The organism is Kitasatospora sp. NPDC127035 (assembly GCF_042726075.1).
In the GTDB taxonomy this organism is placed as follows: domain Bacteria; phylum Actinomycetota; class Actinomycetes; order Streptomycetales; family Streptomycetaceae; genus Kitasatospora.
Genome location: NZ_JBHXDN010000062.1, coordinates 46,751 through 58,693 on the forward strand (window position 1 = coordinate 46,751; position 11,943 = coordinate 58,693).

The 11,943-nt window shown below is 73.9% G+C and carries 11 protein-coding genes; 7 read left to right on the forward strand and 4 right to left on the reverse strand.

Annotation, left to right across the window (positions count from 1 at the left end; all coding sequences use genetic code 11):
- The first annotated feature begins 265 nt into the window (after positions 1 to 265).
- Together ACFWIC_RS31825 and ACFWIC_RS31830 are read left to right on the forward strand one after the other, a co-directional pair.
- On the forward strand, positions 266 to 679 hold the full coding sequence (locus tag ACFWIC_RS31825) for a hypothetical protein (protein WP_329881364.1): 414 nt from the start codon (positions 266 to 268) through the stop codon (positions 677 to 679).
- A gap of 271 nt (positions 680 to 950) precedes the next feature.
- Positions 951 to 1,406 carry an ATP-binding protein gene (locus ACFWIC_RS31830; RefSeq protein WP_329951200.1) on the forward strand — a complete coding sequence of 152 codons (456 nt, stop codon included), beginning with the start codon at positions 951 to 953 and terminating at the stop codon, positions 1,404 to 1,406.
- Between the two features lie 125 nt (positions 1,407 to 1,531).
- Here ACFWIC_RS31830 and ACFWIC_RS31835 read toward each other — a convergent pair whose 3' ends face one another.
- The gene (locus ACFWIC_RS31835) at positions 1,532 to 2,641 is read right to left on the reverse strand and encodes a HoxN/HupN/NixA family nickel/cobalt transporter (RefSeq protein ID WP_329881362.1); all 1,110 of its coding nucleotides are present in this window, start codon (positions 2,639 to 2,641) and stop codon (positions 1,532 to 1,534) included.
- 378 nt (positions 2,642 to 3,019) lie between these two features.
- On the opposite strand from ACFWIC_RS31835, the gene ACFWIC_RS31840 reads away from it, so the two are divergent.
- Positions 3,020 to 3,352, forward strand: coding sequence for a metalloregulator ArsR/SmtB family transcription factor (locus tag ACFWIC_RS31840; protein ID WP_329881361.1), 333 nt, complete (start codon positions 3,020 to 3,022; stop codon positions 3,350 to 3,352).
- Positions 3,353 to 3,397: 45 nt separating this feature from the next.
- On the opposite strand, the gene ACFWIC_RS31845 is transcribed toward ACFWIC_RS31840, so the two are convergent.
- From ACFWIC_RS31845 to ACFWIC_RS31855, 3 genes are all read right to left on the reverse strand, one after another.
- Complete coding sequence (locus ACFWIC_RS31845) at positions 3,398 to 4,075, reverse strand: hypothetical protein (protein WP_380520610.1); 678 nt, start codon at positions 4,073 to 4,075, stop codon at positions 3,398 to 3,400.
- 246 nt (positions 4,076 to 4,321) lie between these two features.
- The gene (locus tag ACFWIC_RS31850) at positions 4,322 to 6,385 is read right to left on the reverse strand and encodes a discoidin domain-containing protein (RefSeq protein WP_380520612.1); all 2,064 of its coding nucleotides are present in this window, start codon (positions 6,383 to 6,385) and stop codon (positions 4,322 to 4,324) included.
- A 236-nt stretch (positions 6,386 to 6,621) separates the two neighbouring features.
- The gene (locus tag ACFWIC_RS31855; protein WP_329881358.1) at positions 6,622 to 6,846 is read right to left on the reverse strand and encodes a hypothetical protein; all 225 of its coding nucleotides are present in this window, start codon (positions 6,844 to 6,846) and stop codon (positions 6,622 to 6,624) included.
- Positions 6,847 to 7,044: 198 nt separating this feature from the next.
- Between ACFWIC_RS31855 and ACFWIC_RS31860 the strand changes: the two genes are divergently transcribed.
- The 4 genes from ACFWIC_RS31860 (at position 7,045) to ACFWIC_RS31875 (ending at position 11,464) form a co-directional block, all read left to right on the forward strand.
- Entirely contained in the window at positions 7,045 to 8,280 is a 1,236-nt protein-coding gene (locus tag ACFWIC_RS31860) for a GNAT family N-acetyltransferase (RefSeq protein ID WP_380520613.1), read from the forward strand.
- Positions 8,281 to 8,296: 16 nt separating this feature from the next.
- Positions 8,297 to 8,758 carry a hypothetical protein gene (locus ACFWIC_RS31865; RefSeq protein ID WP_380520614.1) on the forward strand — a complete coding sequence of 154 codons (462 nt, stop codon included), beginning with the start codon at positions 8,297 to 8,299 and terminating at the stop codon, positions 8,756 to 8,758.
- Between the two features lie 106 nt (positions 8,759 to 8,864).
- The gene (locus ACFWIC_RS31870) at positions 8,865 to 10,637 is read left to right on the forward strand and encodes an oleate hydratase (RefSeq protein ID WP_380363304.1); all 1,773 of its coding nucleotides are present in this window, start codon (positions 8,865 to 8,867) and stop codon (positions 10,635 to 10,637) included.
- 170 nt (positions 10,638 to 10,807) lie between these two features.
- Positions 10,808 to 11,464 (forward strand): GNAT family N-acetyltransferase, encoded by a 657-nt coding sequence (locus ACFWIC_RS31875; protein WP_380520615.1) that lies wholly within the window; start codon positions 10,808 to 10,810, stop codon positions 11,462 to 11,464.
- The last annotated feature ends 479 nt before the right edge of the window (positions 11,465 to 11,943 follow it).

The following is an 11,943-nucleotide window of genomic DNA, read 5'->3' on the forward strand; positions in this document are numbered from 1 at the left end:
GCGGGTCGACCGCGGGTCGCCGCAGCGGGGTGCGGGGTGCGGGGGCGGGCAGCGGGGTCCCCTGTCCGCCGGGCGGGTCGCCAGTGCTTCCTTTACCGGTGAAAAGTAGAACATTCCCCCACAATTTATGCCCGCGTGACCCGTCCGGCGCCCGGTCCCGTGCGAATCAGTGGCAGAGAACAAGTTCCGGCGTCCGCCCGTCAGAGCACCCGAACAGTGCGGCGGGAAGGGCCGGATGACATCGGATCAGGAAGGAGGACGGGCCATGCGCGCAACACGGACCAGGAAGTCGCTGGCCGTCGCCGCCACCTGCGTGATGCTCGGCGGCGGCGCAGCGGTCGCCACGTCCGCCGGCGCGGCCTCGGCCGCCTCGGCGAGTACCGTCCGGACGACCGACCACGGAGACCGGCAGCACCAGGACCACCGGCAGCACCAGGATCACCGGCAGTGCCGCTGGTACCCGGCGCACTGGGAGAACAAGCTGGTGCCCGGCCACTCGGAGCCGGTCCGGCAGTCCGGCCACTGGCACAACGAGTGGCACCCGGGCTGGTGGGACAACCACCACCACTGGCACGACGGCTCCTGGCACAAGGTGTGGCACAAGGCCGGTTGGGAGAACAAGTGGACCCCGGCGCACTGGGAGCGCGTCTGGGTGTCCGCCGGCTGGCACTGCCGCTGAACGGCACCGCCGTCTACACCGCCGTACGACACCGCCGTCGGCTGCCGTCAGGCCGCCGCAGGCCCCGCCACCAGGTCCTCGCCACCGGGCCCGCCGACCGTGCGCCGTGTCCCCGCGGCGTACGGTCGGCGACGGGTCGGACGGGCGGTCGGGGCGTCGCCCCGCCCCCGTTCCGGCCCCCGCGCCCGTTCCCGCCGCCGGACCCGGACCCCTCACCTCCGGACCACCGGCCGGGCCGCCGCCCGGCCGGCTCCCGAAAGGCCGTCAGGCCATGGACACCGTCGCACCCCTGTCCGCCCCCGCCCGGATCCCGCCGCCGGCGTGGACCGATTCCTTCCCCGGCCGGCCCTCCGGCGTCGCGGAGGTCCGCGCGCAGGCCCGGGCCTTCCTCGCCCGCAGCCGCGTCCCGCCCGCGCTGTACGAGGACACCCTGCTGGTCGTCAGCGAACTCGTCACCAACGCCGTCCGTCACACCGGCGGCCCCGGGAACGTCCGCCTGAGCAGCGACGCTTCGGGGATCGCCGTCACCGTGAGTGACACCAGCCGCCTCCTGCCCCTGCCGCGACCGGCGGAACCGGGCGTCGCCACGAGCGGTCTCGGACTGGGCCTGGTCGCGGCCCTCTGCGACTGCCTCTACACCACCCTCGGCCCCGGCGGCGGCAAGACCGTGCACGCGCACCTGCCGGCCCCGGTCGCGGGGCCCGCCGGGCCCGGCGCCCGGACGTGACCTCCGCACGGAGCGCTGCGCCCCGTCGGCCCCGCCGCAAGCACGGCGCCCCCGGGCCGCCACCACGCGGTGGCGGCCCGGGGGCGCGCGTCGGCCGGGTACCGGGGCCGGCCGGGGTGCTCGGCTCAGCCGGTCTTCTCGACCCGGGCGGCCCAGCGCTGCTCGACGTTGCTGATGCGCCAGTAGCCGAGGGCGCAGGCCCAGACCACGACGAACAGTCCGACGATGACGTAGCCGACGTTGTCGAGACTGATCTCGGCGATCCAGGTACTGACCGGGTCGGTGAGGTCGAGTTTCTCGTGCAGGACGGAGACCAGCTCGATGGTGCCGATCAGGAAGGCGACGGCGATGGAGAGGCCGGTGATGGTGAGGTTGTAGTAGACCTTGCGCACGGGGTTGGAGAACGCCCAGTGGTAGGCGAAGTTCATGAAGGTGCCGTCGAGGGTGTCGAACAGGCTCATGCCGCAGGCGAAGAGCAGCGGCAGGCAGAGGATGGCGTACCAGGGCAGGCCGGAGGCGGCGCCGGATCCGGCCATCACCATCAGGGCGACCTCGGTCGCGGTGTCGAAGCCGAGGCCGAAGAGCACGCCCAGCGGGTACATCTGGCCGGGGCGGGTGATGGACTTGGTGAGGCGGCCGAGGATCCGGTTCATGAAGCCGCGCTCGTCGAGGTGCTTCTCCAGCTGCCGCTCGTCGAACTGCCCGGCCCGCATGGCCTTGTAGACCTTGTAGATGCCGGCGAGCGCGAACAGGTTGAGCGCCGCGATCAGGTAGAGGAAGGTGCCGGAGACGCTGGTGCCGATCACGCCGAGCACACCGTGGACGCTGGATTCCTCGTCGACGAGGGTGCCGGCGAACTGGGCGCCGCCGGCGACCAGGGCGGCCATCGCCATGACGATGCTGGAGTGGCCGAGCGCGAACCAGAAGCCGACCGAGATCGGGCGCTGCCCGTCCGCCATCAGCTTGCGGGTGGTGTTGTCGATGGCGGCGATGTGGTCGGCGTCGAAGGCGTGCCGCATGCCGAGGGTGTAGGCGGTGACGCCGAGTCCGACGCCGAAGACCTGGGTGCCGACGGTGTAGTCGTTGGGCGCGACCAGCAGGAACAGCGTGCCGAAGGCGACCACGTGCATGGCGGCGATGACGCCCAGCAGGACCGCGGTGCGGACGGTGTCCCGGCGCTGCCAGCGGGGCGGCTGGGCGAGTGTCGTTCCGGGGGACTCATTGGTCAGGGACATGGGCGGGCAGCCTCTCCAGCTCCTCGATGGGGGGCACCCCCGGGTGAGGTCGGGGGAGTCGTGCACGCCGTGGCCGGTCTCCTGGCTCTGGGTGGACGGCTCCGCCCGCGTCCGGGCAGGGCCGAGCGCGTCCCTGACTCGTCTTCCCGGCGCCGTGCGGCACCGGTGACTGCCCGCGTGCGCGGACCCGGCAGGGACGCTCCCCGTTCACAGTGGCGAGGGCCGCTCCGGACTGGCTCCCGAAGGAGCGTCACCGGTCTTCCCGAGCACCACGGCGGGACCACCGTAGGGGCATGCCGCACTTCTCGACAAGGTTGCGCAGTTGCGCATATGTTGCAATAACGCAACGTGGCGGCATGCGTACGAGTGGGGGACGGGGTGGCACGGGCGATCGACGACGCCGCGGCACGCGCGGCGGCCGAGGCCGTGGCCGGCCGGGACGGGCTGCGCCGGGCGGCGGCCCGGTTCGCGCTGCTGGCCGAACCGGGGCGGCTGGCCGTGCTGGTGGCCCTGCGCGCGGCCGGGCCGATCCCGGTCTCCGACCTCGCCCTCGCCTGCGGCGTGAGCCCCACCGCCGTCTCGCAGACCCTGCGCCTGCTGCGGGCGTCCGGCGCCGTCACCGCGGTGAAGGAGGGCCGGGTCGTCCGGTACGCACTGGCCGACGAGGCGCTGGGGCACCTCCTCGACGAGGTGCCCCGCGCCGGCGCCTGACGAGCGCCCGGTGACGGGCGGCCGACGGCCGTCCGCCCGGTGTCCTCAGCCGGTGAGCTGGCCCGGTCGGCCCGGCACCCAGAGCGGGGCGGGACCGTCCTGCCGCATGAACCGCGCCGCGTGCTCCTCCAGGCACGCGGCCGTAGCCCCCGGGTCGTCGTCGCTCAGCTCGCCCAGGGCGCCCGCGGCGCACCGGGCGCAGGCCAGCACGAGCGCGAGCGTGTCCTGGCGGCGGTGCCGCCCGCGGACGTACGCCTCGCACCGTTCGGCGATGCGCGTGCGGTGGAGTTCCCGCTCGGTCTCGGCGCCGTGGCCGGCGGACGCGGCCTGGACGCCGTGCCAGACGAGGGCGAAGGCGTCGGGTTCGGCCGGGTGGGAGGCGTCGTCCCGCCGGGCCCGCTCGCGGGCCTCGGCGGCCTGCCGGCCCAGCCGGTCGAGCGCCGCCGGGCCGTCCCCGTCGTGCGCCTGGAGGACCAGCTCGGCCGCCCGGTGCACCACCGACTGCAGGACGGCCTCCGCGGGCACCCGCAGCCCGGGCGCCGCCGGGTCGGCGAAGGCCAGCCAGGCGTCCGCGAACGAGGCCGCCCGCATCTGCCACAGCCAGGGCCGGGTGCCGGCCCCGCCGCTCTGCCGCTCCTCGGCCGCAAGCCGGATCAGGCCCGCCGCGGCGAGCTCCGCCGCACCCTCGTCCGGCCGGAGACCGAACAGTCGTCCACTCCTCAACACGCACCCCCGCGTCAGTGACCATCACCTGGTGACGGCACATCCCACCACATCGGAACGCGGACGAACCGGCCCGGGCCGCCGATGAGACCTACGACACGTGGCCGGTCGACTACACCGTGCACTCTTCGGGCGCCGTCGGCGGGCGGTGCCCCGGACGCCCCCGTCACCGTGGGTCACACGCGCCGCGACCGCCCCCCGCCGCGACGCGCTGCGGGAGGCGGCCGTGGCCGTGCTCCGGGACGGTCAGCCGCCGTAGACGCCGACCTCGTGCAGCGAGTAGCCCCAGGAGGTGCCGCGCTGCAGGCCGTGGACGCGGACCTGGCGCGCCGGGACACCGGCGAACCGTGCCGTGTCGAGGCCGCCGTCACCGTCGGCGGTGGCCCAGACGGGCTGCCAGGTCGCGCCGTCGGTGGAGACCTCGATGCGGTAGGACCGTCCGAACGCGCGCTCCCAGTCCAGGGTGACCCGGCCGACCAGGGTGGTGGCCCCGAGGTCGATCCGCAGCCACTGGTCGTCGCTCCAGTCGCTCGCCCAGCGGGTGGCCGTGCTGCCGTCCACGGCCCGGCCGGGTGCGTAGCTCGTGAACGGGTTCCACTCGCTGGAGCTGGCGGCGGCGGGTGCTCCCGCCGCCAGGTTCACGGTGGCCCGGTGCTGTTCGGCCGCGCCCCAGGTGGTGAGGTAGGACTCCGCGCCCCGGAAGAGGTCGTCCACCACGTCCTGGCCGCCGACCAGCCGGACGTCCTCCAGCCAGTCCGGGACGAGGCCGTAGTGGGCGGCGCCGTCGGTGTTGAGGTCCCAGGTGCGGCTGCCGGTGGTCTGACGGTCGATCAGGGAGCCGCCGTCCGCGCTGCGGAACGGGTAGCGCACCGGGTTCGCGGTGTCCGCCCCGCGCGGGCCCGGCCAGCCGCCCACGCCGTTCATGTCGGTGCCGTAGCCGTACCCGACGCGGTACTTGTCGCGCAGCGCGTCGGTGCGCCCCGCCTCCGCGCTGAACCCCTCGGCGCCGTGCATGTACTGGGCGACGAAGCCGCCGAGCCGGTAGACCCGCTCGGTCCAGTCGAGGTCCATCCAGCTGTGCGAGGAGAGGACGCCGGGGTACGACTGCGATTCGAGGACGTCGAAGGCGCGGCCCGCCGCCTTGACGCTCATGTGGTCGACCTCCAGCATCATCTTGCGTTTCATCAGGCCGCGCACGGCGTACTCGCCGAGCTCGGTCAGGCCGCGGGTGTTGCACTGCGCGTCCCCGGCGTACGAGGGGACCGTCACGCCCGGGGGGAGCTGCTGCTGCACGGAGGCCGTCACCGGGGCCAGGCCGATGGGGTTGTCGTGCTGCGGGCCGGTGCACCGCTCGGTCTGCCAGAAGGTGCCGGTCGACAGGAACTGGCCGGCGTTGATCGCCGTGCCGAGGCCGCCCTCGTCGAACCGCACCCCGCACAGCGCGTTGTCGAACTTGTGGCAGAGGAACATGCTGCGGACGCCCAGCCGGTGCAGCTCGTCCAGTCCCCGGTCGATGTCGTCGCGGCTGCACTGGGCGACGTCCAGGATCTGCTTGCAGCCGAACGGCTCCGAGGTCTCCACGCCGAGGACGACGGCCAGTTTGCCCTGGCGGACGACCTCGCGGGCCTGCGCGCTGTCGGTGACGATCCGGAACCAGCCCCTGCCCGGTCCGCCGTACATGCGGTCGATGTAGGCCTGGAGGTCGTACGTCTTCTGCGCCTGGAGGCGGATGGAGGTCATCTCGTCGCAGCTGCGGTCCTTGAAGAAGTAGACCGAGCAGATCACCCCGTTGGTGACCAGGTCGTTGACGAGGACCCGCTGGCCGCCGCGCCAGGCGCGTTCGACCCAGGCGTAGTAGTTCTGCTGGTGGGTCAGCGAGTCGTGGGCCGGCCAGTCGGCGAACGTCGGCCAGCCGTCGGGGTCGTGCCGGCCGTCGCCGCCCTTGGTGATGAGGTCGAAGAAGGCGAGCGACCCGTCGGGGTAGTGCTCGGGACAGTCCTTCAGGGCGTCCGCGACGCCGGCCTCCGAGAAGGCCTTGCCGCAGATGAGCCGGCCGCCGAAGGCCTCGTTGGACATCAGGTGGTTGTGCGCGTCGACGAAGCCGCGGACCCTGCCCTGGGCGTCGGTGCCCCGGAAGGGCTCGCCCGTGACGTCGATCCGGGAGTCGGGCGCCGGGCGGGAGGCGGGCTCCCACCAGTCGGCGCCGCTCGCCGCTCCGGGCGCCGGGGAGGCGAGCATCGCGGCGGCGAGGGCGAGGAGGGAGATCAGCAGGGTGACGATTCGTGGCCGGGCGTGGGGGAGTCGGGTCATGGTCACCACTCAGTTCCGGACGAGCGGACGACGCGGTCGAAGGGCCGTCCGCTCGGAGCGCGAGAACCCCGCCGGATCGACTGTCATGTCCCGCGTACTCGGTGTGACGAGAATCGCCACTGTTGGAATCCGCGTCAATAGCTCGGGACGGAACGGGTGGACCGACGGCGGACGGCGGGCAGCCGGAAGGGTGCCCGGCCGGACGTTCCGGCGGGGCACCCTGCTGCCCGGCACGATCAGCCGGCGGTCGCCGCCATGCTCTCGCGCACCGTGACGAGGCACGGGTCGCAGTAACTGTCCGGCAGCCCGGGCTGCCCGTCGGAGCCGCCCGGCACGACGCGCTGACCCGGTTCCAGGAACCGGCCGCAGAGCGACTTCGACGCATCCTCCTTCGCCACGACGTGCCAGACCAGGGACGGCGGGTTCACCGCCGGATCGTGCTCGGCCCACATCTCGTACATGGCACCCTCCCGGAACAGTGGGGTCGGTCCCTCCATGCAATCCCCCGCGGCCCCGGTCGGCCATCGGAGGGGGCCCGGTGGGATGGCGGCACGCCCCGCCGTGCGGCGTTCGGGCGACGGCGCCCCCGTCCGGCCGCCCCGGAGCGGTGCCCGGAAACTCGATGGACGCGGCGGAGCGACGGGTGCAATAGTCCGGGCGTGACCGAGACCACAGGATCCTCCGTGTCCGTATCGCTGGCCGACGGCCTCGTCCTGCGGGAGGCGGGGCCGGCCGACCTGGAGCAGATCGGCGCGCTCCTCACCGAGCGCGGCGAACCGGGGGACGCGCTGGACCACCGCCTGGTGGTCGACGACCCCGACGCCGGGTACCCGTCCTGCGCGGTGGTCGTCGACGGGGACCGGGTGGTCTCCACCGCGACGCTGCTCGACGAGGAGGTCCGCATCGGGAGCGTCCGGCTGCCCGCCGGCCAGGTCGAACTGGTCGCCACCGACTCCGCGTACGAGGGGCGGGGTCTGGTCCGGGCCCTCATGCGGTGGGCGCACGACCGGTCCGCCGCCCGGGGGCACCTCGTCCAGGTGATGATCGGGATTCCGTACTTCTACCGGTTGTTCGGCTACGAGTACGCCATCGACATACCGCGGACGCAGGCCGTGCGGAGCCTGCCGACCGGGGAGGGCGCGCCGCTGCTCCGTGCCGCCGGACCGGCCGACATCCCGGCCGTGACGGCGCTGCAGGACGCGGCACAGGCCGGGTTCGACGTCGCCGTCGCCCACCCCGAGGCGCGCTGGCGGTGGCTGCTGGAGCACGACGCCAGCAGCCTCCGAGTCCTCGAACGCGCCGGGTCGGTCGCGGCCGTCGGGCGGATCACGCCCCCGGGCGAGCAGATGCTGCTGGCCGAGGCCGCGGCGGTCGACGAGGCGGCGGCGCGGGAGCTGCTCCGCGCCGCCGCCGCCCTGGTGCCCGAGGGCGGGCTGCGGGTCGTCCACCGGGCCGGCACCGTGACCGCCGCCGCCTGGCAGGAGTTCCTCGACGACGGGCCGCGCCGCACGGCGGAGCAGTACTACGTCCGCATCCCGGACGTCGCGGTGCTGCTCGACCGCCTGCGGCCGCTGTTCTGGGAGCGCCTCGCCGCGGCCGGCGTCGACCGCGTCGGCCGGGACGTCGTGATCTCCACCTTCGGCGCCCACTACCGGATCCCGGTCCTCGCGGACGGACTCGGCGAGGTCGTCACCGGCGGCCCGATGCAGGGGCCCGGCCTTGCGAAGGGCGCCGGGGTGGCGCCCGACCAGCTCCCCGCGCTGCTGTTCGGCCCGCACGGCATCGAGGGGCTGGCCCGGATCCGCCCCGACGTCTACGGAACGGACGAGGAGCTGTTCCCGGTGCTGTTCCCGCCGCTCACGGCCGACTTCCTGAGCTACTACCTGCCGTACTGAGGCCCGGACCCGGGCGGTGTGCCGCCCGGACGTCCGCCCGGGGGCGCGTCGGACCGGACTCGCTGCTGCGGACCGGCGCGGGGCGCGCGGCGTCTTCGCGACGACCCCGGTCGTCCAGGCGCTGGCGACCGCCGCCTTCGTCCTGGTGGACGCCTTCTGGCCGTTCGTCCTCGCGGTGTGCGCGGCCACCGGTGCCGGGGCGGCCGGACTGGCCGCGCGCAGCCCGCTCATCCGGCATCACGGCGGCGACCGGCCGCAGGAGTTCCGCGCCCTGTCGGCCGGCTGGACGGTCCAGGTGGGTACGGTGACCGCCTACCGGCCGCTGGTCCTCGGCAACGCGGTCGCCTTCGCGGCGTCCGCCGCGATCCTGCTGTTCCTGCCGCCGGTCGCGCCGCCGCCGGCCGTCCGCTGGGCGCGGCGCGAGCAGCGGGCATCGGACGCCCGCGCACCGCGGCCCGAGAGCGCGCGGGCGGTCTGACACCCGGGCCGCGACCGCCGTCCCGTCACCCGTTCGGTCCTGCCCGCGAGGCGGTGGGCACGTGCGCCACGAGTGAATGGAACGGCCTGCGAGCAAGGGAGTCGACGTGTACTACAGCAGTGGGAACTACGAGGCGTTCGCCCGCCCCCGCAAGCCGGACGGCGTGGAGCGGAAGAGCGCCTGGTTCGTCGGGGCGGGGCTGGCGTCGCTGGCCGGGGCCGCCTTCCTGGTCCGGGACGGGCAGCTGCCGGGGGAGCGGATCACCGTCCTGGAGCGGCTGAAGCTCCCCGGGGGCGCGCTGGACGGTATCAAGGAGCCCGGCAAGGGCTTCGTGATCCGCGGCGGCCGGGAGCTGGAGGACCACATGGAGTGCCTCTGGGACCTCTTCCGCTCCGTCCCGTCGCTGGAGATCGAGGGCGCCTCCGTCCTCGACGAGTTCTACTGGCTCAACAAGGACGACCCGAACTTCTCGCTCCAGCGGGTGACCGAGCGGCGCGGCGAGGACGCCGGCACCGACGGGCTCTTCGCACTCGACGACCGCGCGCAGAAGGACCTCGTGCGGATCTTCCTCACCACCCACGAGGAACTGGAGGGCAAACGGATCGACGAGGTGTTCGGGCGGGAGTTCCTGGAGAGCAACTTCTGGCTCTACTGGCGCACCATGTTCGCCTTCGAGGAGTGGCACGGCGCCCTGGAGATGAAGCTCTACCTCCACCGCTTCGTCCACCACGTCGGGGGACTGCCGGACCTGTCCGCACTGAAGTTCACCAAGTACAACCAGTACGAGTCGATGGTGCTCCCGCTGACCCGGTGGCTGCTGGACCAGGGCGTGGTCTTCCGCTTCGGGACCGAGGTCACCGACATCGACTTCGACCTCGCCCCGGGGCGCAAGCTGGCGACCAGGATCCACTGGACCGAGGCCGGGCGGCCGGGCGGCGTCGACCTCGGGGCGGACGACCTGGTCCTCACGACCATCGGCTCGCTCACCGAGAACTCCGACAACGGCGACCAGCACACCCCGGCCCGGCTCGACGAGGGCCCCGCCCCGGCCTGGGACCTGTGGCGCCGGATCGCCGCGAAGGACCCCTCCTTCGGGCACCCGGAGGTGTTCTGCGGCAACATCGCGCAGAGCAAGTGGGAGTCGGCGACGGTCACCACCCTCGACCCGCGGATCCCGCGGTACATCCAGAAGGTCGCCAAGCGCGACCCGTTCTCCGGCGGTGTCGTCACCGGTGGCATCGTGACCGCCCGGGACTCCTCCTGGCTGCTCAGCTGGACGGTCAACCGGCAGCCGCACTTCAAGCAGCAGCCGGCGGACCGGATCGTGGTCTGGCTCTACTCGCTCTTCGTGGACCGGCCCGGCGACTTCGTCCGCAAGCCGATGCAGGAGTGCACGGGGGAGGAGATCACCCGGGAGTGGCTGTACCACCTGGGCGTCCCCGTGGAGGAGATTCCCGACCTCGCGGCCGAGGGCGCGCGGTGCGTGCCGGTGATGATGCCGTACGTGACGTCCTTCTTCCTTCCCCGCCATGCCGGGGACCGGCCGGACGTGGTGCCGGAGGGCGCGGTCAACTTCGCCTTCATCGGCCAGTTCGCCGAGACGACCCGGGACACGATCTTCACCACCGAGTACTCCGTCCGCACCGGCATGGAGGCGGCCTACCGTCTCCTCGGCATCGAGCGCGGTGTGCCCGAGGTGTTCAACTCGACCTACGACCTGCGCAAGCTGCTCGCCGCGACGAGCCGGCTGCGCGACGGCGAGCAACTCGACCTTCCGGGGCCGGCGTTCGTGCGCAAGCACCTGCTGCACCGGCTGGACGCGACCGAAGTCGGCGCGCTGCTGGCCGAGTTCGGCCTGATCGCCGAGCCCGAGGAGTAGCCGGCCCGGCCCGGGCGCGTCCCTGTCCGGCGCGGCCGACCGTACCCCTGCCGAACGGCGGGGGTACGGCGGCTTCGCGGCGGCGGCGACGCCGGTCCGGCGAACGCATCGACCGCACCGGGCACGGTCGGGTAAGCTTTGCATGACTATTTTGACTATTACGGGGGTGGATGATGCAGGGGCTCACCGTCAACGAACTCGTCCGGATGTGGATCGAGGGCTGGATCGTCTCGCGGGGCGCGAGCGACCCCGTGGACGAGCCGTGGGGGTGGACCGTCGACGTCGGACAGAAGGCCCAGGTGTCGCGGCACGTCCTGCCCGAGCCCACCGAGGCCGACGTCCGGAAGATCGTGGCCGGTACCAGCGCGCCGGGGACGTGGCTGAAGCTCTTCGCGGACGACGACACCGTCCGTCCCTGGCTCGGCCCCGGCTGGCAGTTCGACGTGCCGGGCTTCCTGATGACCGTGCCGCTCGCCGCCGAGCGTCCGACGGTGCCGGCCGGCTACACCCTCACCTCGTGGAGCCGGGGCGGCGTGGTCCGGGTGCTGGTCCGCACCGCCGACGGCCACTTCGCCGCGCGCGGTCAGATCGCCTGCACCGGCGCCACCGCCGTCGCCGACCAGATCGAGACCGCGCCCGAGCACCGCCGGCGCGGTCTGGGCGGCCTGGTGATGCGCACCTTGCAGGACGCCGCCCGCCGGAGCGGGGCCGACACCGGTCTGCTGGTCGCGACCCCGGACGGCCGCGCGCTCTACGCCTCCCTCGGCTGGACCGCCCGCGCCACCATGGCGAGCCTCTGCTTCGCCCCGGAGGCCGCCGGCCGCTGACGCCCGACTCCTGACGCCCTGCCGCTGGGGTGCTGCCGCTGACGCCCGGCCGCTGTGGTCCGAACGCGGGCCGGCCCGGAGCACGTCGGTGCTCCGGGCCGGACACCCGGCCTCACCCCGGGCGGCGGTTCAGCACTGGGGCCGCCTGCCGTGGTTCGCGGCGTGCTTGCGGCGGGCCTTCTTCTTGCGGCGTCGCTTGGACGACATGGCGCCTCCTCCATGGTTCCGACCCCCGACCAACGTCTCACATCACCGGCCCGCCGTCGCGCCGTGCCGGGAGGCGGCCCGGGGTGCACCGCGCGTGGGCCCGGGGGGGGCCCCCGGGGGGCGGCCGGGGGGGCGGCCGGGGGGGCGGCCCCCCCCCCCGCCGCCCCACGCCCGGGGGGCGGGGCCGGGCGCCCCCCCCGGGGGGGGGGGCGCCCCGGGCCACCCACGAGGGGTCGACCGGCCGACGGGTGTCCACGCTCGGAGGCTAGACC

Excerpts from the sequence above, each read along its gene's own strand:
- ACFWIC_RS31825 (WP_329881364.1), top strand. The coding sequence starts at position 266 with ATGCGCGCAACACGGACCAGGAAGTCGCTGGCCGTCGCCGCCACCTGC.
- ACFWIC_RS31835 (WP_329881362.1), bottom strand. The coding sequence starts at position 2,641 with ATGTCCCTGACCAATGAGTCCCCCGGAACGACACTCGCCCAGCCGCCC.
- ACFWIC_RS31830 (WP_329951200.1), top strand. The coding sequence starts at position 951 with ATGGACACCGTCGCACCCCTGTCCGCCCCCGCCCGGATCCCGCCGCCG.
- ACFWIC_RS31850 (WP_380520612.1), bottom strand. The coding sequence starts at position 6,385 with ATGACCCGACTCCCCCACGCCCGGCCACGAATCGTCACCCTGCTGATC.
- ACFWIC_RS31855 (WP_329881358.1), bottom strand. The coding sequence starts at position 6,846 with ATGTACGAGATGTGGGCCGAGCACGATCCGGCGGTGAACCCGCCGTCC.
- ACFWIC_RS31875 (WP_380520615.1), top strand. The coding sequence starts at position 10,808 with ATGATGCAGGGGCTCACCGTCAACGAACTCGTCCGGATGTGGATCGAG.